General features: G+C 52.3%; 18 protein-coding genes and 1 pseudogene. 18 read left to right on the forward strand and 1 reads right to left on the reverse strand.

Annotation, left to right across the window (positions count from 1 at the left end):
- Positions 1-2 precede the first annotated feature (2 nt).
- From phrB to HP572_RS03905, 9 genes and pseudogenes are all read left to right on the forward strand, one after another.
- Positions 3-1,469, forward strand: a complete 1,467-nt coding sequence (gene phrB, locus HP572_RS03865) for a deoxyribodipyrimidine photo-lyase (RefSeq protein ID WP_240584818.1) — start codon at positions 3-5, stop codon at positions 1,467-1,469.
- Positions 1,462-2,205, forward strand: coding sequence for a type 2 GTP cyclohydrolase I (locus HP572_RS03870; RefSeq protein WP_240584819.1), 744 nt, complete (start codon positions 1,462-1,464; stop codon positions 2,203-2,205). Before phrB ends, HP572_RS03870 begins: the two co-directional genes overlap by 8 nt.
- Before the next feature lie 156 nt (positions 2,206-2,361).
- Positions 2,362-3,020: pseudogene (pxpB, locus tag HP572_RS03875) on the forward strand (5-oxoprolinase subunit PxpB).
- Positions 3,014-3,958 (forward strand): 5-oxoprolinase subunit PxpC, encoded by a 945-nt coding sequence (pxpC, locus tag HP572_RS03880; protein ID WP_205552579.1) that lies wholly within the window; start codon positions 3,014-3,016, stop codon positions 3,956-3,958. The pseudogene pxpB and the gene pxpC overlap by 7 nt, the downstream one beginning before the upstream one ends.
- Complete coding sequence (gene pxpA / locus HP572_RS03885; RefSeq protein ID WP_240584820.1) at positions 3,948-4,685, forward strand: 5-oxoprolinase subunit PxpA; 738 nt, start codon at positions 3,948-3,950, stop codon at positions 4,683-4,685. The genes pxpC and pxpA overlap by 11 nt, the downstream gene beginning before the upstream one ends.
- Before the next feature lie 30 nt (positions 4,686-4,715).
- Positions 4,716-5,363, forward strand: a complete 648-nt coding sequence (pcp, locus tag HP572_RS03890) for a pyroglutamyl-peptidase I (RefSeq protein WP_240584821.1) — start codon at positions 4,716-4,718, stop codon at positions 5,361-5,363.
- A 43-nt stretch (positions 5,364-5,406) separates the two neighbouring features.
- On the forward strand, positions 5,407-6,198 hold the full coding sequence (nei, locus tag HP572_RS03895; RefSeq protein WP_240584822.1) for an endonuclease VIII: 792 nt from the start codon (positions 5,407-5,409) through the stop codon (positions 6,196-6,198).
- A gap of 42 nt (positions 6,199-6,240) precedes the next feature.
- Positions 6,241-6,954 (forward strand): hypothetical protein, encoded by a 714-nt coding sequence (locus HP572_RS03900; protein WP_240584823.1) that lies wholly within the window; start codon positions 6,241-6,243, stop codon positions 6,952-6,954.
- Positions 6,951-7,373: a hypothetical protein gene (locus HP572_RS03905; RefSeq protein ID WP_240584824.1), complete on the forward strand. Its 423-nt coding sequence runs from the start codon at positions 6,951-6,953 to the stop codon at positions 7,371-7,373. Before HP572_RS03900 ends, HP572_RS03905 begins: the two co-directional genes overlap by 4 nt.
- A gap of 100 nt (positions 7,374-7,473) precedes the next feature.
- Here the strand turns inward: HP572_RS03905 and HP572_RS03910 are convergent, their stop codons facing one another.
- Complete coding sequence (locus tag HP572_RS03910) at positions 7,474-8,760, reverse strand: citrate synthase (RefSeq protein ID WP_240584825.1); 1,287 nt, start codon at positions 8,758-8,760, stop codon at positions 7,474-7,476.
- A 671-nt stretch (positions 8,761-9,431) separates the two neighbouring features.
- On the opposite strand from HP572_RS03910, the gene sdhC reads away from it, so the two are divergent.
- From sdhC to HP572_RS03955, 9 genes are all read left to right on the forward strand, one after another.
- Positions 9,432-9,821, forward strand: a complete 390-nt coding sequence (gene sdhC / locus HP572_RS03915) for a succinate dehydrogenase cytochrome b556 subunit (RefSeq protein ID WP_039275597.1) — start codon at positions 9,432-9,434, stop codon at positions 9,819-9,821.
- Positions 9,815-10,162, forward strand: coding sequence for a succinate dehydrogenase membrane anchor subunit (gene sdhD / locus HP572_RS03920; RefSeq protein WP_010284997.1), 348 nt, complete (start codon positions 9,815-9,817; stop codon positions 10,160-10,162). Before sdhC ends, sdhD begins: the two co-directional genes overlap by 7 nt.
- On the forward strand, positions 10,162-11,928 hold the full coding sequence (gene sdhA / locus HP572_RS03925) for a succinate dehydrogenase flavoprotein subunit (protein WP_039535911.1): 1,767 nt from the start codon (positions 10,162-10,164) through the stop codon (positions 11,926-11,928). Before sdhD ends, sdhA begins: the two co-directional genes overlap by 1 nt.
- Positions 11,929-11,944: 16 nt before the next feature.
- A complete protein-coding gene (locus HP572_RS03930) occupies positions 11,945-12,661 on the forward strand; it encodes a succinate dehydrogenase iron-sulfur subunit (RefSeq protein WP_010285000.1) in 717 nt (238 codons plus the stop codon).
- Between the two features lie 275 nt (positions 12,662-12,936).
- Positions 12,937-15,744 carry a 2-oxoglutarate dehydrogenase E1 component gene (gene sucA, locus HP572_RS03935; protein WP_240585686.1) on the forward strand — a complete coding sequence of 936 codons (2,808 nt, stop codon included), beginning with the start codon at positions 12,937-12,939 and terminating at the stop codon, positions 15,742-15,744.
- A gap of 15 nt (positions 15,745-15,759) precedes the next feature.
- The gene (gene odhB, locus HP572_RS03940) at positions 15,760-16,986 is read left to right on the forward strand and encodes a 2-oxoglutarate dehydrogenase complex dihydrolipoyllysine-residue succinyltransferase (protein ID WP_240584826.1); all 1,227 of its coding nucleotides are present in this window, start codon (positions 15,760-15,762) and stop codon (positions 16,984-16,986) included.
- 325 nt (positions 16,987-17,311) lie between these two features.
- Positions 17,312-18,478 (forward strand): ADP-forming succinate--CoA ligase subunit beta, encoded by a 1,167-nt coding sequence (gene sucC, locus HP572_RS03945; RefSeq protein ID WP_010299192.1) that lies wholly within the window; start codon positions 17,312-17,314, stop codon positions 18,476-18,478.
- The gene (sucD, locus tag HP572_RS03950) at positions 18,478-19,350 is read left to right on the forward strand and encodes a succinate--CoA ligase subunit alpha (protein WP_010299194.1); all 873 of its coding nucleotides are present in this window, start codon (positions 18,478-18,480) and stop codon (positions 19,348-19,350) included. The genes sucC and sucD overlap by 1 nt, the downstream gene beginning before the upstream one ends.
- A gap of 218 nt (positions 19,351-19,568) precedes the next feature.
- Positions 19,569-20,738 (forward strand): YfaP family protein, encoded by a 1,170-nt coding sequence (locus tag HP572_RS03955; protein ID WP_127030936.1) that lies wholly within the window; start codon positions 19,569-19,571, stop codon positions 20,736-20,738.
- The last annotated feature ends 292 nt before the right edge of the window (positions 20,739-21,030 follow it).

Raw genomic sequence — 21,030 nt, forward strand, 5'->3', positions numbered from 1 at the left:
TCATGAGCACCCATGTAGTCTGGTTACGCAACGATCTACGCGTTACCGATAATCTGGCGCTGTACGCGGCCTGTCAGGATCCGAACGCCAGCGTGCTGGCGGTTTTTATCGCCACGCCTGCGCAGTGGGAAAAGCACGATATGGCACCGCGTCAGGCGGCCTTTCTGCTGGAGAACCTGACGCTGGTGCAGCAGGCGCTGGCCGAGAAAGGTATCCCGCTGTATTACCACGAATGTGCTGACTTTGCGGCGTCGGTTGACTGGCTGGTACAGTTTTGTGTGCAGCAGCAGGCTACCGATCTTTTCTACAATTACCAGTATGAAATCAACGAGCAACTGCGTGATAAGCAGGTGAAAGATCGTCTGGCCGATAGCGTGGTTTGTCACGGTTATCATGACAGCCTGTTGTTACCGCCGGGTAGCGTGCTGACGGGCAACGGCGAGATGTATAAAGTGTTTACCCCTTTTCGTCAGGCCTTTATCAAACGTCTGCTGGAGTCGGATACGACGTGCGTACCGGCACCAGACGCGCGCGGTGAGCCGATCAATAACACGGTGGAACTGGCACCGTTTAGCTACCCGCAGCGCGAGGTGGATAGCGATGATTTCCCCAGTGGAGAACGTGCGGCATTACAGCAACTGCGCCGTTTTTGCCGCGAGCAGGTGCAGGACTATGACCAGCAGCGGGATTTCCCAGCGCTGCCCGGCACTAGCAAACTGTCTCCGTATCTGGCGCTTGGGATCGTATCGCCGCGCCAATGCTTTAACCGTCTGCGTGCCGAATGTCTGGAGATGTTGGAACGGCGTGAAGGCGGAGCGTTTACCTGGTTTAACGAGCTGGTCTGGCGTGAATTTTACCGCCACCTGATTGTGTCCTGGCCGCAGCTGTGTAAACACCGACCGTTCACCGCGTGGACGCAGTGGGTGAAATGGCGGGAATCACCGGAGGATTTAGCCGCCTGGCAACAGGGGAAAACGGGCTACCCGATCGTGGATGCCGCGATGCGTCAACTGAATGAAACGGGCTGGATGCACAATCGCCTGCGTATGATTTGCGCCAGTTTTCTCGTCAAAGATTTACTGATCGATTGGCGCGAAGGCGAACGCTACTTTATGTCGCAGCTGCTGGATGGCGATCTGGCGGCGAATAACGGCGGCTGGCAGTGGGCGGCGTCGACCGGCACCGATGCGGCACCTTATTTTCGTATTTTTAACCCGACAACGCAGGGCGAGCGCTTCGACCCTGACGGTCGGTTTATTCGTCACTGGCTGCCCGAACTAGCTGCCGTGCCGGATAAAGATATTCATCAGCCCCATCGCTGGGCTGACAAACACCACCATCAGCTGAACTATCCGCTGCCCATCGTCGACCATAAAACCGCGCGTCAGAATACGCTGGCGGCGTTTGAGGCGGCCAAAAATATCGGTATGGCGGATAACGATCGAGAAGAGAAAAGCAAGTATGCGTAATGTGGAATTGGAAAGAATCATTAACGAGAAACTGAGCACGGCGACGTTTCAGGACTACGCACCGAACGGTTTACAGGTTGAGGGGCGTGCGGACGTAAAACGCATTGTGACGGGCGTAACGGCCTCACAGGCGCTGCTGGATGCGGCGGTAGAAAAGCAGGCCGATGCGATTCTGGTTCACCACGGCTACTTCTGGAAAAACGAACCGCAGATTGTTTGTGGCATGAAGCGTAACCGACTGAAAACGCTGTTGCTCAATGATATCAACCTGTACGGCTACCATCTGCCGCTGGATGCACACCCGGAACTGGGGAATAACGCCCAACTGGCGGCGCTGCTGGAGATTCAGGTGCAGGGCGCGATCGAACCGCTGGTGCCGTATGGCGAACTGGCGCAGCCCATGACGGCAGACGCCTTTTGCCGCCGTGTAGAAAAACGGCTGGGGCGTAGCGTGCTGCATTGTGGGGATAATGCACCGCAACAGATACAGCGTGTGGCCTGGTGTACCGGCGGCGGTCAGGGTTTTATTGAACAAGCGGCGTGCTTCGGGGTCGATGCGTTTATTACCGGTGAAGTGTCTGAGCAAACGATTCATATCGCGCGTGAAATGGGGCTGCACTTCTTTGCTGCCGGACACCATGCCACCGAACGCGGCGGCATCAAAGCGTTGGGCGAGTGGCTGGCGGCACAGCATGGTTTTGATGTGACATTCATTGATATTCCTAACCCTGCGTAAGGGACTGAACGTCTTGGTATCGCACAGGAATGATGTCACATTTTTGATATTGGCATCGTTTTTGCTTGGCTGTTGAGAAGAAAAAATATCAGTAAGCAACGCTAATCATTTAGCCATGTTCACCATGACGGATAAAACGCGATTCAGGAGGAAAGATTGCAACGAGCACGGTGTTATCTTCTGGGCGAGAGCGCTGTCGTTCTGGAACTGGAACCGCCAATGTCGCTGGAGAGCCAGCAGCGGATATGGGGGCTTGCCGAGCGCCTGAACCATCATGAAGAGGTGCTGGAAGCGATTCCGGGCATGAACAATCTAACGGTGCTGCTGGCGCATCCGCAGCTGGTGGCGCTGGATGCGATTGAACGCTTGCAGCGCTGGTGGGAAGAGAGTGAATCGCTGGTGTTTGACTCACGCGATATCGATATTCCCGTCGTGTATGGCGGAGAGGCGGGGCCAGATCTGGCAGAGGTTGCCGCGCACAGTGGCCTGACAGTAAGCCAGGTTGTAGAAGCACATACGCTGCCGTACAGTATGTGGTCTACTTTTTGGGCTTCCAGCCGGGCTTTGCCTACCTCGGCGGATTAAATGAGAAGCTGCATATGCCGCGTCGCGCCGAACCGCGCCTGCGCGTGCCGGCAGGATCGGTCGGGATTGGTGGCGCGCAGACGGGGATTTATCCGCTGGCGACGCCGGGTGGCTGGCAGTTGATTGGTCGCACTTCGCTGAAGCTGTTTAATCCACAAACGATGCCGCCCACGCTGCTGCGTCCTGGCGATAACGTTCGGTTTCTGCCACAGAAGGAGGGCGTATGCTGAAGGTTATCCATGCGGGATTGCATACTTCAGTGCAGGATGGCGGTCGCGTCGGCTTTCGCCGTTTGGGTATCAGCCAGTCAGGCGCGCTCGATCTGCCTGCACTGACAATGGCCAACCTGCTGGTGGGCAACGCTGAGAATGCTGCCGCGCTGGAAATTACGCTGGGCAAATTTACTGCAACATTCACCACTGCCTGCTGGGTGGCGCTGACCGGCGCGGACTGTCATGCCGACCTGGATGGCAAACCGCTCTGGACCGGCTGGCGTTTTGCTGTGAAGCCGGGACAAACGTTGAAAATGCGCATGCCGCGTAACGGAATGCGCAGCTATCTGGCGCTGTCCGGCGGTGTGGATGTGCCGGAAGTGCTCGGGTCGCGCAGTACCGATTTGAAAGCCGGTTTTGGCGGCTTTGACGGACGTTTGCTGAGGGATGGCGATGAGCTTCCGCTGGGAACGCCGAGTCGCGAACTGACACGCGAAGTCGGTATCAAGCAACTGTTGTTCAGCAATCGCGTGCGGGCCTTGCCGGGGCCGGAGTATCAGGAATTCAGCGAAGAGATGCAGGAACTGTTCTGGCGAACTTCTTGGCAACTGAGCCCGCAAAGTAACCGTATGGGTTACCGTTTGCTGGGCGCTGAACTACAGCGCGCCGCATTGCCGGGTAGCAAACCGCGCGAGCTGCCATCGCATGGGCTGCTGCCGGGCGTGGTGCAGGTTCCGCACAATGGTCACCCTATCGTACTGCTGGCGGATGCGCAGACAACTGGCGGTTATCCGCGTATTGCGACGGTGATCGAAGCCGATTTATTCCATCTGGCGCAAATCCGGCTCGGTGAACCGATACATTTTATTCACTGTACGCAGGCACAGGCGCAAAAAGCGGCCGAAGAACAGCGACGTTACCTCGAACAGCTGGCGTGGAGGCTGCATGATTATTGATCTGAATGCCGATCTGGGCGAAGGCTGTGAGAACGACGAAGCGCTGCTCAAGCTGGTGACGTCTGCCAATATTGCCTGTGGGTTTCATGCCGGTGATGCGCAAACCATGCGTCAGTCCGTGCGTTGGGGAATCGGCTATGGCGTCGCGCTTGGTGCACACCCGAGCTTTCCCGATCGTGAAAATTTTGGCCGCAAGGCGATGAATGTGCCTGCGGAAATTGTCTTTGCACAGGTGGTGTATCAGCTTGGCGCGCTCAGCGCGATTGTTGCCGCGGAAGGCGGCACGCTGTCGCACGTTAAGCCTCACGGCATGCTTTACAATCAGGCGGCATGCGAACCGGCGCTGGCTGATGCGATAGCCAAGGCGGTGAAAGTGGTGAATCCGGCGTTACGCTTAGTCGGGTTGGCGGGAAGCGAGTTAATTCGTGCCGGGCAACGGCTGGGGCTGGAGACGCGTCAGGAAGTGTTCGCCGACCGCTGCTATCTGCCTGACGGATCGCTGGTGCCACGCACTCAGGCGGGGGCATTGATTAACAGCGATGAACTGGCGCTGGCGCAAACGCTGGAGATGATTCAACGTCAACGGGTTAGAGCGATTGACGGTTCCTGGGTGAACGTGCAGGCGGATACCGTGTGTATTCACGGCGATGGACAACACGCGCTGTTGTTTGCCCGCAAGCTGCGTAACTGTTTTAGCCAGCATCAGATCGCTGTTGCTGCGGCATAATCATTATTTTTTGTATGACGGGGATAACCGATGAAAACCGTTTTGATTACGGCGTTTGAGCCTTTTGAGGGCGAAGCGATTAATCCCTCTTGGGAAGCGGTAAAAGTACTTCATCAGCGGGAAGTTGGCGGTGCGCGCGTAGTGGCCTGCCGTTTATCTTGCGTCTTCGACCTGTCGCTGGAACAGCTTTACCGCGCGATAGCCGAATGGCAACCGGAAGTGGTGATCGCGGTGGGGCAGGCAGGCGGTCGTGCTGATATTTCTGTCGAACGCGTGGCGATTAATATTAACGATGCCCGAATCGCGGATAACCGAGGTAACCAGCCGACTGATACGCCAGTGGTGGAAAAGGGGCCGGCGGCGTATTTCTCGACGCTGCCGGTGAAAGCGCTGGTGCAGGCATTGCGTGCAGCGGGCATTCCCGCCTCGGTATCGCAAACCGCAGGGACGTTTGTCTGCAACCATGTGATGTACGGGCTTTTACATCAGTTACATCAGCAGGGCGATGTGGTGCGCGGCGGATTTGTTCATATTCCTTATTCGCCGGAGCAGGCCGCGCGACACCCCGGTGAGCCGAGCATGCCCACGCCGTTAGTCACGGCGGCGCTGGAAGTGATGATTAAGCAGTCGCTGGTGCAGCAGGTTGATGTGGCGGTGACTGGCGGCGCGCTGCACTAGTTGAATTAATCGCGCAATACGTCTGATTTTCAGGGAGTAAGGTATGCCGGAAGGACCGGAAATTCGCCGGGCGGCCGATAAGTTGGTTGAAGCCGTGGTGGGAAAAACGTTGACGCGTGTCTGGTTTGCGTTTCCAGAACTGAAGCCATACGAGGCAGAATTAGTCGGGCAGCAGGTCAGGCAGATCGAAACGCGCGGAAAGGCGCTGCTGACCTATTTTAGCAACGATCGGGTGTTGTATAGCCACAACCAACTGTATGGCGTGTGGCGAGTGGTGAATGCCGGTGAGTCGCCAGAAACGAAGCGGGATTTGCGCGTCCGGCTGGAAACGCAGGATCGCGCCATTCTGCTTTACAGCGCGTCCGATATTGAAATGCTGACGCCAGAGACGCTCTCGACGCATCCTTTCCTGCAACGTATTGGCCCTGATGTCTTGGATCTCTCACTGACGCCGGAACAGGTGTGTGAGCGTCTGTTATTACCGCGCTTTCGCCGTCGCCAGTTCAGTGGGCTGCTGCTGGATCAGGCTTTTCTCGCCGGGCTAGGAAATTACCTGCGCGTCGAGATTCTCTGGCAGGCACAGCTTGCACCGCAACACACGGCAGCACAGTTGAATGAGGAACAGTTGCAGACGTTAAGTCGAGCGCTGCTGGAGATTCCCCGTTTGTCCTACAACACGCGCGGCACCGTTGATGAGAATCGACATCACGGGGCGATTTTCTCGTTCAAGGTTTTCCATCGAGAAGGGGAACGCTGCGAGCGCTGCGGCGGAGTCATCGAAAGAACAATGCTGTCATCACGCCCGTTCTATTGGTGCCCGCACTGTCAGAGTTAAAGGGCACTGTGCAGCTTTTAGATTAATTGAAAAGGATTTCGTATGAGTAATAGAAGTGACATTAGAGACGGTTCCCTCTTTGATATGCTCAAATCAGGTATTGTTTATACCGAATTGCTGGGCTGGGTTGATATGGGCCATGCAAGGGGAGACGATATTGTTGAATTAAAACAGCAGTTTTTGGCCGGCGAAAGTTCTGGAGAAAAGAGTTATCGCGTTATGTATCGCCAAGATATGCGATACAAAAAATTCGGTCATAACGTTGGTATAGGAAAGTTCAATCGATGGGAAATCAAGAGTGGGAGAAGCAGAGAAGATATCAATAGCATCATGCTTGCGATGCTTATGAATATTGCTCCTCGATTTGAAAAACAGCAATATGATCTATTCTCATGGTATACAGATAGTGGGTTCAGTGGTGAGGATTTAGTTTCAGACCTTTTGGGATTTTATCGCGCATTAATTCCAGACCAATATTCTTATCGTGTCCGCCCTGTAAGCCGTGATGCAGCGATTAGACGTTGGGATTTTTATGGTGCTATCGGTTCCCATAAGAATAAAGGTTTTCGTCCTATTATCTTTCCCGATCCGCAAGATGCTTGTGTACGACATACACCTTATATAGCGACTTTACCTCACTTTATGACTTGGGTTCGCCCATGGAATGACTTTACTTCTGGCATAGTTAAAATTCTAACGGATGATGGTACAACTCTTGAATTTAACAAGCCCAAAGGTGGAAGAGTTAGGGCATGAAAGTAATCAAATATCTATTACTGCTTTTGGTTCCAGCGGCAATGGTTGGGATGTTATTTGTATTTATTGTGGTATCGGGGTCCACGGAGATAAGAACGTATACTGAAAGTGAGTATTTTACCTACTATGCGTTCACCGATGAAGATATCCGTAACGTCCCGAGAATATCGGGCAATTACGCTTTTGAATACGTGCCTGGTGATGGCTACGCGCCATCAAACGCCATTATTTTTAATAACACCTCTGATGCTACTCTGCTAAAAACGTACCTCACAGCATTAGGATATGAGCAGCAGAAACGGAAAGAGGGGGCGGAAGAAGTATGGAAAAAGCGGGCCGAAATTGAAGAGGCAACCTTCTATATCTGGGTTAATAAAGACGCTAAACAGGTTTATCTTACTAAAGTATTCCATTACTAACTGCGCCGATTATCCGTACTTCAATCGTCATTGAAAATCAGCGTTGGGTTCAAACAAAAAAGGCCGGAAAATCCGGCCTTTTTTATGCGTACGGAATGGATTAATCGTGTTTCAGATTGGATGCAAAGTCACGTTTGTCGTAGCCGGTATACAGCTGACGTGGACGAGCAATTTTGATGCCGTCGTCGTGCATTTCGTTCCAGTGTGCAATCCAGCCCACGGTACGTGCCATCGCGAAAATAACGGTAAACATGGAAGACGGAATCCCCATCGCTTTCAGGATGATACCGGAGTAGAAGTCCACGTTCGGGTACAGTTTCTTCTCGATGAAGTACGGGTCGTTCAGCGCGATATTTTCCAGCTCCATCGCCACTTCCAGCAGGTCGTCTTTTCTGCCCAGCTCTTTCAGCACTTCATGGCAGGTTTCACGCATGACGGTAGCGCGCGGATCGTGGTTTTTGTACACACGGTGACCGAAGCCCATCAGGCGGAAGGAGTCGTTCTTGTCTTTTGCACGCTCGATAAATGCAGGGATATGCTCCACGCTGCTGATTTCTTCCAGCATACGCAGGCAGGCTTCGTTCGCGCCGCCGTGTGCTGGTCCCCACAGCGAGGCGATCCCCGCGGCGATACAGGCAAACGGGTTCGCACCAGACGAGCCAGCAGTACGCACGGTAGACGTCGAAGCGTTTTGCTCGTGATCGGCATGCAGGATCAGGATACGGTCCATGGCACGTTCCAGCACCGGATTCACAACATATTCTTCACAAGGGGTGGAGAACATCATGTGCAGGAAGTTACCCGCGTAGGACAGGTTGTTTTTCGGATAAACAAACGGCTGACCCAGTGAGTATTTGTAGCACATTGCTGCAACGGTCGGCATTTTGGACAGCAGGCGGTAGGCCGCGATTTCGCGGTGGCGCTCAATGTTAATGTCCAGTGAATCGTGATAGAACGCCGCCAGCGCACCGGTGACGCCGCACAATACGGCCATTGGATGTGAATCACGACGGAAACCGTGGAACAGACGAGTAATCTGCTCATGGATCATGGTGTGACGTGTTACGGTGGTTTTGAAGGTTTCATACTGTTCTAGTGTCGGGACTTCACCGAACAGCAGGATGTAACAAACTTCAAGATAATTCGATTTTTCAGCCAGTTGGGCAATCGGGAAGCCACGGTGTAGCAAGATGCCTTCGTCACCGTCGATATAGGTAATCTTGGATTCGCAAGATGCGGTAGAGGTAAAGCCGGGGTCAAATGTGAAGTAACCTTTAGAACCGAGGGGACGAATATCAATCTCATCATACCCCAATGTACCTGATAGGACATTTAGCTCAATTGGATCTTTACCCTCTAGAGTAAGTGTTGCTTTCTTATCAGCCATTTACAGTCTCCTTAGCGCTTTAATTTTAAAAATTCTCACTGAAGAAATACCGTCATGCCTGTGCACCGGCGAGTGAAGAATGACCGGTGAAACTCTGTTGTGACACAGTCGTCAAATAGGATACAGAGTAAGGCGGATAGCCGCATTCAGGATGAAAAATTCGTTCTCCAGGTAATTAACAATCTTCAGGTAATTAGCGATCTTCAGGCAATTAACTATGCTCTGAATAGATTGTAGTCATTACCTATGATTTTTACGTGGACTCTCCCCACTGTTACATAAGTTACGCCAGTGTGGAAGTGTCGCCGTTGTGCTTTAACACATCATAAGGAATTCAATCCCCTAGTTGTAATTGAAATGTTGAACTTTTGTCAAATCAGATAATTAATTTTATATAAATTGTGAAATTCGTGATCTAAATCACTGTTCGGGGCAAATGTCTCCAAACAGTTTGTATGGGAATTGTAATGGGAATGTGAAGTACCTATACTGCCGACAGGTCTCCGGAATCACCCTGCAGTAGGAGCACCCAGTATGAAAGGATCATGCGCTGTTTAGACACCGGAATGTCGATGTTTGAGCGCGTATCGTAACCCACTTTTCAGGGCTGTAACTTTCATGCTGTCTGACCTCACATCAGGCCCGGAGGAAGAAACAATAATAAAAGCTGTGTGGGCAAATCCGTGAAAAAACAAAGACCTGTCAATCTGGAATTGCAGACGATCCAGTTTCCCGTTACTGCGATAGCATCTATTCTTCACCGCGTCTCCGGCGTTATCACCTTTGTCGCTGTCGGTATTTTACTGTGGCTGTTAGGCACTTCTCTTTCTTCAGAGGAAGGGTTCCTGCGCGCTGCGGAAATTATGGATAGCTTCATCGTCAAGTTTATCGTTTGGGGCATCCTCGTCGCGTTGGCTTATCACATTGTCGGTGGTATACGTCACCTGTTGATGGATTTTGGCTATATAGAAGAAGACCTTGCCGCAGGTAAGCGTTCTGCAAATATCTCCTTTATTATTACTGTCGTGCTTTCAATTCTGGCTGGAGTCCTCGTATGGTAAGCAATGCTTCTGCGTTAGGACGCAATGGCGTACACGATTGGTTACTGATTCGCGCTTCTGCCATCGTCATTGTTCTGTATGTAATTTATATTATTGGTTTTATTGCTACGGCTGGCGACATCACGTATGAAATCTGGCGTGGTTTCTTCGCGATGGCCCTCACCAAAGTATTCACACTGCTAACGTTATTTTCCATTCTGGTTCATGCCTGGATAGGGATGTGGCAAGTGCTGACCGACTACATTAAACCGCTGGCCTTACGCCTGACTTTACAGTTGGCGATTGTCGTAGCGCTGTTGGTGTACGTCATTTATGGAACTATTGTGGTGTGGGGTGCGTGATGAATTTGCCAGTCAGAGAATTTGATGCAGTTGTTGTGGGTGCGGGTGGCGCAGGTATGCGCGCCGCGCTGCAAATTTCCCAAATGGGTTTGTCCTGTGCCCTGTTATCGAAAGTGTTCCCAACCCGTTCCCATACTGTGTCCGCGCAGGGCGGTATTACCGTTGCGCTGGGTAACACCCATGAGGACAACTGGGAATGGCACATGTACGACACCGTAAAAGGGTCGGATTACATTGGCGATCAGGACGCGATTGAATATATGTGTAAAACCGGCCCAGAAGCGATTCTGGAACTGGAACACATGGGATTACCGTTCTCCCGTCTGGATGATGGCAGCATTTATCAGCGTCCGTTCGGTGGTCAATCCAAGAATTTTGGCGGCGAGCAGGCCGCGCGTACTGCGGCTGCGGCTGACCGTACCGGTCATGCCCTGCTGCATACGCTGTATCAGCAGAACCTGAAAAATCACACCACTATTTTCTCCGAATGGTACGCCCTCGATCTGGTGAAGAATCAGGATGGCGCGGTGGTCGGCTGTACGGCGATCTGTATCGAAACCGGTGAAGTTGTCTATTTCAAAGCGAAAGCGACCGTGCTGGCGACCGGCGGCGCAGGCCGTATTTATCAGTCCACGACCAACGCACACATTAATACCGGTGACGGCGTGGGCATGGCACTGCGTGCGGGCGTTCCGTTGCAGGACATGGAAATGTGGCAATTCCACCCAACTGGTATTGCCGGTGCGGGTGTGCTGGTGACAGAAGGCTGCCGTGGTGAAGGCGGTTACCTGCTGAACAAGCACGGTGAACGTTTCATGGAACGCTATGCGCCAAACGCGAAAGATCTGGCCGGCCGTGACGTTGTTGCCCGTTCCATCATGATCGAAATTCGTGAAGGCCGCGGCTGTGAAGGCCCGTGGGGACCACACGCCAAGCTGAAACTGGACCATCTGGGTAAAGATGTTCTGGAATCCCGTCTGCCGGGCATTCTGGAGCTGTCTCGCACCTTTGCTCACGTTGACCCGGTGAAAGAACCAATTCCGGTTATCCCAACCTGCCACTACATGATGGGCGGTATTCCGACCAAAGTGAGCGGTCAGGCATTGACGGTGAATGAGAAAGGCGAAGACGTAGTGATTCCAGGGCTGTTTGCCGTGGGTGAAATTGCCTGTGTCTCGGTTCATGGTGCTAACCGTCTGGGCGGTAACTCGCTGCTCGATCTGGTGGTATTCGGTCGATCAGCGGGTATTCACCTGCAAGAATCGTTGAATGAGCAGGGCGAAAGCCGTGATGCCAGCGAATCCGATATTGAAGCCTCTCTCGATCGTCTGAACCGCTGGAACAATACCCGTTCAGGGGAAGATCCGGTTGAAATCCGCAAGGCGCTGCAATCCTGCATGCAGAATAACTTCTCGGTCTTCCGCGAAGGCGATGCGATGGCGAAAGGGTTGGAAGAGCTGAAAGTGATTCGTGAACGCCTGAAAAATGCGCGTCTGGATGACACGTCAAGCGAGTTCAACACCCAGCGTATCGAGTGTCTGGAATTGGATAACCTGATGGAAACCGCGTATGCGACGGCGGTATCGGCTAACTTCCGTACCGAAAGCCGTGGCGCGCACAGTCGCTTCGACTACCCAGAGCGTGACGATGAAAATTGGCTGTGCCATTCGTTGTATCTGCCGCAAACCGACAGCATGACGCGCCGTGAGGTGAACATGCAGCCTAAACTGCGTCCGGCGTTCCCGCCGAAAGTACGTACTTATTAATTGCGGAGATCAAACGATGAAACTCGAATTTTCTATTTATCGTTACAACCCGGATGTTGACGATGCTCCGCGGATGCAGGATTACCAGCTGGAGGCGGAAGAAGGCCGCGACATGATGCTGCTCGATGCGCTGATGCTGCTGAAAGAGCAAGATCCAACGCTGTCATTCCGTCGTTCCTGCCGTGAAGGCGTCTGCGGTTCCGATGGCGTCAACATGAACGGCAAAAATGGGCTGGCTTGTATTACGCCAGTTTCTGCGTTACGTCGCGGAAACAGCAAAATTGTTATCCGTCCTTTACCTGGATTACCGGTTGTTCGTGATTTGGTAGTGGACATGGGACAGTTCTATGCTCAATATGAGAAAATAAAGCCTTACCTGTTGAATAATGGGAAAAATCCGCCGGCGCGTGAGCATCTGCAATCGCCTGAACAACGTGCCAAGCTGGATGGGTTGTATGAATGCATCATGTGTGCCTGCTGTTCAACGTCTTGCCCGTCGTTCTGGTGGAACCCGGACAAGTTTGTCGGACCCGCGGGGCTGCTGGCAGCGTATCGCTTCCTGATTGACAGCCGCGATACGGAAACCCAGCCACGACTGGACGATCTGGACGATGCGTTCAGCGTCTTCCGCTGCCACGGCATCATGAACTGCGTCAACGTGTGTCCGAAAGGGCTGAACCCGACCAAGGCTATTGGTCATATTAAATCGATGCTGTTGCACCGTAGCGCGTAACGGCTAGTTAGTACGTAACGTGTTATTGCATAAAGATTAAGTAGTAAAACATGTATCTCCCTCTGAAGTTGCTATTCTTCAGAGGGAGCGCAGGAAACCTTTAAAAACCGGCTTACGCGCCCGAACCGGTTTTTAAAGGTTCCTTAGGGGGGATGGATACCCTAAGCGCGTACCGAAGTACGACAAGTGAACCGTTTGTACGGCGAACGATATACGGACACTAATTACATGTTAACCACGGCGAAAACTGAAGCTTATTAGCTTAAGGGATCATGATGCAGAACGGCGCGATGAAGGCCTGGCTGGATTCCTCCTATTTGGCGGGTGCGAATCAGTCCTACATAGAGCAACTCTATGAAGATTTTTTAACCGATCCTGACTCGATCGAACATAGCTGGCGCTCGATCTTCCAGCAATTGCCTACGAGTGGGGTCAAACCGGATCAACTCCATTCCAAAACGCGTGAATATTTCCGCCGTCTGGCGAAAGACTCATCGCGCTTTACCTCGTCAGTCACCGATCCCGATATTGATGCTAAGCAGGTCAAGGTGTTGCAGCTGATCAATGCGTTCCGCTTCCGTGGACATCAGCAAGCTAACCTGGACCCGATCTTCCTGCGTCCGCAGGAACCCGTTGCAGAATTGGATCTGGATTACCACAATCTGACGCAGGATGACTTGCAGGAATCTTTCAACGTGGGGTCTTTTGCCATCGGCAAAGACACCATGAAGCTGGAAGATCTGTATGAAGCGCTGAAGCGCACCTACTGCGGTTCTATCGGTGCAGAATATATGCACATGACCAGTACGGAAGAGAAACGTTGGATTCAACAGCGTATCGAATCGGTAATGGGGCAGCCGTCATTCTCTCTGGAAGAGAAACGCCGTTTCCTGAAAGAGTTAACCGCAGCCGAAGGGCTGGAGCGTTATCTGGGTGCCAAATATCCTGGTGCCAAGCGTTTCTCGCTGGAAGGCGGTGATGCACTGGTTCCGATGCTGAAAGAGCTGATTCGCCATGCGGGTGCAAACGATACTCGCGAAGTCGTATTGGGGATGGCACACCGTGGCCGCCTCAACGTGCTGATCAACGTATTGGGCAAAAAATCTCAGGATCTGTTCGACGAGTTCGCGGGCAAGCATAAAGAACACCTCGGTACCGGTGACGTGAAATATCACCAGGGCTTCTCGTCTGAATTCGAGACTGCTGGCGGTCTGGTGCATTTGGCACTGGCGTTCAACCCATCGCATCTGGAGATCGTCAGCCCGGTAGTAACGGGCTCGGTACGTGCGCGTCTCGATCGTCTGAATAGCCAGAGTGGTCCGCGTGTTTTACCTATCACCATTCACGGTGATGCGGCAATCAGCGGTCAGGGCGTGGTGCAGGAACTGCTGAACATGTCGACGGTGCGTGGCTACGAAGTTGGCGGCACACTGCGTATTGTGATCAACAACCGTATCGGCTTTACCACCTCTAACCCGCTGGATATTCGCTCAACCGAATACTGTACCGATATCGGCAAGATGGTGCAGGCACCGATTTTCCACGTTAACGCAGATGACCCGGAAGCGGTGGCGTTTGTTACGCGTCTGGCGCTGGATTTCCGTAATACTTTCAAACGCGATGTGTTCATCGATCTGATTTGTTATCGCCGTCATGGTCATAACGAAGCTGACGAGCCAAGTGCAACGCAGCCGATGATGTACCAGAAGATCAAGAAGCACCCGACGCCGCGTAAGGTATACGCCGATCGTCTGGAGCAGGAAAAATCCATTACGCTGGAAGATGCCACCGAAATGGTCAACCTGTACCGCGATGCGCTGGATGCCGGTGAATGCGTGGTGGAAGAATGGCGTCAGATGGACATGCAGTCCTTTACCTGGACGCCGTATCTGAACCACGAATGGGATGAGCCTTACCCGCACGCAACAGAAATGAAACGCTTGCAGGAACTGGCGAAGCGTATCAGCGAAGTGCCAGAAGGGATTGAAATCCATCCTCGCGTTGCCAAGGTCTATGCTGACCGTGCCGAAATGGCTGCGGGCAACAAACCGTTTGACTGGGGCGGAGCAGAAACGCTGGCTTACGCCACGCTGGTCGATGAAGGGCTTCCGATCCGTCTGTCTGGTGAGGACAGCGGTCGCGGTACGTTCTTCCATCGCCATGCTGTTGTACACAACCAGAAAAACGGCTCCAGCTACACGCCGCTGAACCACGTGCATAACGGACAGGGCGCGTTTAACGTCTGGGACTCCGTATTGTCTGAAGAAGCGATTCTGGCGTTTGAGTATGGCTATGCAACCGCAGAACCGCGCACCCTGACCATCTGGGAAGCGCAGTTTGGTGACTTCGCCAACGGTGCGCAGGTCGTTATCGATCAGTTCATCAGCTCTGGTGAGCAGAAGTGGGGCCGGATGTGTGGTCTGGTCATGCTGCTGCCACACGGTTACGAAGGTCAAGGCCCAGAGCACTCGTCTGCCAGACTGGAACGCTATCTGCAGTTGTGCGCTGAGCAAAATATGCAGGTCTGTATTCCGTCAACGCCAGCACAGGTTTATCACATGCTTCGCCGTCAGGCGCTGCGCGGTATGCGCCGTCCGCTGGTGGTCATGTCACCGAAATCTCTGCTGCGCCATCCGCTGGCGATTTCTTCACTGGATGAACTGGCAAATGGTTCCTTCCAGCCGGCGATTGGTGAAGTAGAAGAATTAGATCCGGCAGCCGTGAAGCGTGTCGTGCTTTGTTCCGGTAAGGTCTACTATGATTTGGTAGAACAGCGCCGCAAGAACGAGCAAAAGAATGTCGCGATTGTCCGTATCGAACAGCTTTATCCATTCCCGCATCAGGCCGTTCAAGCTGCGCTGGAATCGTTTGCCCATGTTCACGATTTCGTATGGTGTCAGGAAGAGCCGCTGAATCAGGGAGCCTGGTATTGCAGTCAGCACCATTTCCGTGAAGTGATTCCGTTTGGGGCTTCTTTACGTTACGCAGGACGCCCGGCGTCTGCATCACCCGCCGTTGGCTATATGTCCGTACACCAGAAACAACAGCAAGATCTGGTCGATGACGCGCTGAACGTTGATTAAATAAAAGGATAGATAATGAGTAGCGTAGATATTCATGTTCCCGACCTGCCTGAATCCGTCGCTGACGCCACCGTTGCTACCTGGCATAAAAAGCCAGGCGATAGCGTCCAGCGCGATGAAGTACTGGTTGAAATTGAAACTGACAAAGTTGTACTGGAAGTTCCTGCCTCTGAAGCTGGCATTCTGGATGCCGTGCTGGAAGAGGAAGGCGCGACAGTAACGTCTCGCCAACTGTTGGGCCGCATTCGTCGTGGCGACAGCTCTGGTAAAGAAACCAGCGAGAAATCACAAAGCAAAGAATCAACACCGGCACAGCGTCATACGGCTGGGCTGGAAGAAGAGAACAGCGACGCGCTCAGCCCGGCGATCCGCCGTCTGATTGCAGAGCACGATCTCGATGCTTCTGCTATCAAAGGCAGCGGTGTAGGCGGCCGAATTACCCGTGAAGACGTGGATAAGCATTTGGCTGCCCAGAAGACAGAGTCTGGTAAAGCGACTAAGTCCGAGGCTCCGGCGGCTTCTCCGGCACCCGCTCTGGGCGCGCGCAGCGAAAAACGCGTACCGATGACGCGTCTGCGTAAGCGTGTTGCAGAACGTCTGCTGGAAGCGAAAAACAGTACGGCAATGCTGACGACGTTCAACGAAATCAACATGCAGCCAATCATGGATCTGCGCAAGCAGTACGGCGACGCATTTGAGAAGCGTCACGGTGTGCGTCTGGGCTTCATGTCCTTCTACATCAAAGCCGTGGTCGAAGCGCTGAAGCGTTATCCAGAAGTGAATGCGTCTATTGATGGCGAAGATGTGGTTTACCACAACTATTTCGATGTCAGCATCGCGGTGTCTACACCGCGTGGTCTGGTTACGCCAGTGCTGCGTGATGTGGATGCGCTGGGCATGGCCGACATCGAGAAGCGTATTAAAGAGCTGGCTGTGAAAGGCCGTGACGGCAAACTGACGGTTGAAGAATTGCTGGGTGGCAACTTCACGATTACCAACGGCGGCGTCTTTGGTTCTCTGATGTCTACCCCGATCATCAACCCACCGCAGAGTGCGATTCTGGGTATGCACGCCATTAAAGATCGCCCGATGGCGGTTGATGGTCAGGTCGTTATTCTGCCGATGATGTATCTGGCGCTGTCTTACGATCACCGTTTGGTTGACGGCCGTGAGTCCGTTGGCTTTCTGGTGACAGTGAAAGAGATGCTGGAAGATCCAGCGCGTCTACTGTTAGACGTTTAGTCCGACAGATAGGCTCTCGGGCGGATGACCCTGACGGTTTCCGCCCGAAATATACCCGTTATACTTCAAGCTGCATGTACGTTGGCTTTCCTCGCTCACCCCAGTCACTTACTTGTGTAAGCTTCTGGGGACTCACTGCGTCGCCGCCTTCCTGCAACTCGAATTATTTAGGGTATATATTAGGCATATGTGCTATGCAGGCCGTTTTTTCTCAACGGCGTTATCCAAATATATCAGAGAGTTAATGGCGCTTTTCGCTACCGAAAGATTCGGTGATGAAAAACCGTCTGCCGACTTATCTCCAAACCTAAATGGATAGAACATCATGAATTTACACGAGTATCAGGCAAAACAACTCTTTGCTCGATATGGTTTACCGGCACCAACCGGCTATGCCTGTACCACACCGCGTGAAGCGGAAGAAGCTGCGTCTAAAATTGGTGCGGGTCCGTGGGTCGTAAAATGTCAGGTTCACGCAGGCGGTCGCGGTAAAGCGGGCGGCGTTAAAGTCGTCAGCAATAAAGAAGATATTCGCGCCTTTGCTGAAAACTGGCTGGGTAAAAAACTCGTTACTTATCAAACTGACGCACAAGGTCAGCCGGTTCATCAGATCCTGGTTGAAGCAGCAACGGATATCGACAAAGAGCTGTATCTGGGCGCGGTTGTTGACCGTGGCACGCGTCGCGTGGTGTTCATGGCGTCTACCGAAGGTGGCGTAGAAATTGAAAAAGTGGCGGAAGAAACGCCGGAGCTAATTCATAAAGCGGCGATCGATCCACTGGTCGGCCCACAGCCTTATCAGGGCCGTGAACTAGCCTTCAAACTGGGTCTGAGCGGTAAGCAAGTGGCTCAGTTCACCAAAATCTTCATGGGTCTGGCGACGCTGTTCCTTGAGCGCGATCTGGCGCTGGTAGAAATCAACCCGCTGGTTATCACCAAGCAGGGCGATCTGATCTGTCTGGATGGCAAGCTGGGTGCGGATGGCAATGCCCTGTTCCGTCAGCCTGAGCTGCGTGAAATGCGTGACCCAAGTCAGGAAGATTCCCGTGAAGCCCATGCGGCGCAGTGGGAACTGAACTATGTTGCGCTGGACGGCAACATTGGCTGTATGGTGAACGGTGCGGGTCTGGCGATGGGCACGATGGACATCGTGAAGCTGCACGGCGGTTCTCCTGCTAACTTCCTCGATGTAGGCGGTGGCGCGACGAAAGAACGTGTTACTGAAGCATTCAAAATCATCCTGTCTGACGACAAGGTAAAAGCCGTCTTTGTTAACATCTTTGGTGGCATCGTACGTTGCGATTTGATCGCTGATGGCATCATCGGTGCCGTAGCCGAAGTGGGCGTTAACGTACCGGTTGTTGTACGTCTTGAAGGAAACAATGCGGAACTGGGTGCCAAGAAACTGGCGGATAGCGGCCTGAATATTATTGCCGCGACCAGCCTGACGGGTGCGGCTCAGCAGGTTGTTGCAGCAGTGGGGGATAAATAATGTCCATTCTGATTAATAAAAATACCAAAGTTATCTGTCAGGGTTTTACCGGTAGTCAGGGGACATTCCACTCTGAGCAAGCACTTGCTTACGGTACGCAAATGGTTGGTGGTGTGACGCCGGGTAAAGGTGGCACGGAACATCTGGGTCTGCCCGTATTTAATACGGTGCGTGAAGCGGTAGAAGCGACGGGCGCAACGGCATCGGTTATCTACGTTCCCGCTCCGTTCTGTAAAGACTCCATTCTGGAAGCGATTGACGCAGGCATCGAGCTGATTATCTGTATCACCGAAGGTATCCCTACGCTGGATATGCTGACGGTGAAAGTGAAACTCGATCAGAGCGGCGCGCGGATGATCGGCCCGAACTGCCCAGGTGTGATCACGCCGGGAGAATGTAAAATCGGTATTATGCCGGGCCATATTCACCTGCCGGGTAAAGTCGGTATCGTTTCTCGTTCTGGTACCCTGACGTATGAAGCCGTGAAGCAAACGACCGATGCTGGTCTGGGTCAGTCCAGCTGTGTAGGTATCGGCGGCGACCCGATCCCAGGTTCTAACTTCATCGATATTCTGAAGCTGTTTGAGCAGGATCCACAGACAGAAGCCATCGTGATGATCGGTGAAATCGGTGGTACGGCAGAAGAAGAAGCGGCGGCGTACATTAAAGAGCACGTGACGAAACCAGTTGTCGGTTACATCGCAGGTGTGACGGCACCGAAAGGTAAGCGCATGGGCCACGCTGGCGCCATCATCGCGGGTGGTAAAGGTACCGCTGACGATAAATTCGCAGCGTTAGAAGCGGCGGGTGTTAAAACCGTTCGCAGCCTGGCGGATATCGGCGATGCAGTAAAAGCGATATTATCACGTTAATCGATGAGTCGATTAAATATACCAGCCACCTTCGGGTGGCTTTTTTTATTCCAATTTGGCTATCTGGCATAATTGAGTTACGCATGACTTCTACGGGGTTTTATTGGATAATTCGCGCGCCTGCAAACGGCCGTTAGCGATAAACAGAAGTGATGATTACCTCATTTGTGATGTGTAAGCAGGGAATGACTAATTAATTTGCCTTAAGGGGATGTTGTGTGAAAGGAAATATAAAAGCGCTAGTTCTGGCACTATCTACATTTACCTGTGCAGTCAGCGCACAGTCTATTAATATTGAAGTGCTAAGTGCGACTGTCAAAGATAAAAAAATTGATGATGCAACGGTTATTTTACAGAAGAACGGTGCGCAGTCAGTGACTGCACGCTCTGATGTCGCAGGCCGTGCGGCGCTCAACGCACCATTCGACGTCGATCAAGACAGTCTGCTGATCATTAAAAAAGCAGGGTATTCCGATCTGGTAGTGAAATGCCCATGTGATGGTATGACCTATGCGATTAGTCCAGTAATGAAAAGTCTGGACGGGATGCGAATTGTATTAACCTGGGGTGAAAAACCTGACGATTTAGATTCCCACCTTATTTATCCAGGTAATCATATTTATTTCAGCCACAAAAATGGACGCGATGCTAATCTTGATGTCGATGATACAGATAGTTTTGGTCCAGAAACGATCACGATTGATAAAAAGCGTTTAGGCGAAAGTTATATTTATGCCGTTCATGATTATTCAAATAGTGAGAAGGCGAATTCATTAGCGCTTTCTGCAAGTCGTGCAAAAGTATTTGTCTATGTTGGCAGCTCGCAGGTACGGTCATATTCTGTCCCACTGAATAAGACAGGGAATATCTGGACGGTTTTCCGTCTTAACCCTAACGGTGATTTTGAAGATATCAATGCGGTTGGCGAGGCCGATTTCACCAAAGTGAAGGACAGCGATGCGCTGCCAATGGTGCTTAACTCTGCGCAGACGGCAGCTTCCGTTACTGGAAATGCTGCGCTGGCAAAAAGCCTCAATCGTGACGGTGAAGCTGCCTATGGACGCGGTGAGTTAGAGCAGGCCACGACACTGTTTCTGGCCGCGATCGATCAGGATAGCGCGTTTGGTCAGGCATATAGCAACCTTGGCCTGACCTATCAAAAGCGGGGCAACATCGCCGAAGCCATTTGGGCTAACCGTAAAGCGATTGCGCTGGCAAATGGCAGCAACGCGGCAACCACGCGTGCCAGCTCGTACTACAATATTGCAAAAATCTACGAGAATGCGGGTCAGTTCAGCGATGCACTCCAGCATTACGAGCTTGCAAGAAGCGAGAAAAGTAACACGGTTTACGATAACGCCATTGAACGGATGAAAGCGAAGAAGTAAATCGCAGCATCTTGCTACGTGTCACTTAACCTGTAACCACAGCGGAGGCCTTTTGGTCTCCGCTGTGGCATGGCGCGTTACAAACTGGCGGTACATGGGGGAAAGGCAGGGGAATTCACGGCGAAAATACAGCGCGGTTGTCAGCAAGAAAAAATAGAAATTTGACATGAAATAGAAGATAAAAAAGGCATGTGAATAATCGATAATGGAAAGTAAAAATTATGTTACTGAATTAATTTTAATTAAACCTAAGAGTCACATCACATTAACAGTGAGTGTAATAAGGAAATTA

It is taken from the genome of Pectobacterium sp. PL64 (genome assembly GCF_022477975.1).
Classification (GTDB): domain Bacteria; phylum Pseudomonadota; class Gammaproteobacteria; order Enterobacterales; family Enterobacteriaceae; genus Pectobacterium; species Pectobacterium jejuense.

Bases quoted from the DNA above. Each gene is read 5' to 3' on its own strand.
- phrB (WP_240584818.1), top strand. From the start codon at position 3: ATGAGCACCCATGTAGTCTGGTTACGCAACGATCTACGCGTTACCGAT.
- HP572_RS03870 (WP_240584819.1), top strand. From the start codon at position 1,462: ATGCGTAATGTGGAATTGGAAAGAATCATTAACGAGAAACTGAGCACG.
- pxpC (WP_205552579.1), top strand. From the start codon at position 3,014: ATGCTGAAGGTTATCCATGCGGGATTGCATACTTCAGTGCAGGATGGC.
- pxpA (WP_240584820.1), top strand. From the start codon at position 3,948: ATGATTATTGATCTGAATGCCGATCTGGGCGAAGGCTGTGAGAACGAC.
- pcp (WP_240584821.1), top strand. From the start codon at position 4,716: ATGAAAACCGTTTTGATTACGGCGTTTGAGCCTTTTGAGGGCGAAGCG.
- nei (WP_240584822.1), top strand. From the start codon at position 5,407: ATGCCGGAAGGACCGGAAATTCGCCGGGCGGCCGATAAGTTGGTTGAA.
- HP572_RS03900 (WP_240584823.1), top strand. From the start codon at position 6,241: ATGAGTAATAGAAGTGACATTAGAGACGGTTCCCTCTTTGATATGCTC.
- HP572_RS03905 (WP_240584824.1), top strand. From the start codon at position 6,951: ATGAAAGTAATCAAATATCTATTACTGCTTTTGGTTCCAGCGGCAATG.
- HP572_RS03910 (WP_240584825.1), bottom strand. From the start codon at position 8,760: ATGGCTGATAAGAAAGCAACACTTACTCTAGAGGGTAAAGATCCAATT.
- sdhD (WP_010284997.1), top strand. From the start codon at position 9,815: ATGGTAAGCAATGCTTCTGCGTTAGGACGCAATGGCGTACACGATTGG.
- sdhA (WP_039535911.1), top strand. From the start codon at position 10,162: ATGAATTTGCCAGTCAGAGAATTTGATGCAGTTGTTGTGGGTGCGGGT.
- HP572_RS03930 (WP_010285000.1), top strand. From the start codon at position 11,945: ATGAAACTCGAATTTTCTATTTATCGTTACAACCCGGATGTTGACGAT.
- sucA (WP_240585686.1), top strand. From the start codon at position 12,937: ATGCAGAACGGCGCGATGAAGGCCTGGCTGGATTCCTCCTATTTGGCG.
- odhB (WP_240584826.1), top strand. From the start codon at position 15,760: ATGAGTAGCGTAGATATTCATGTTCCCGACCTGCCTGAATCCGTCGCT.
- sucC (WP_010299192.1), top strand. From the start codon at position 17,312: ATGAATTTACACGAGTATCAGGCAAAACAACTCTTTGCTCGATATGGT.
- sucD (WP_010299194.1), top strand. From the start codon at position 18,478: ATGTCCATTCTGATTAATAAAAATACCAAAGTTATCTGTCAGGGTTTT.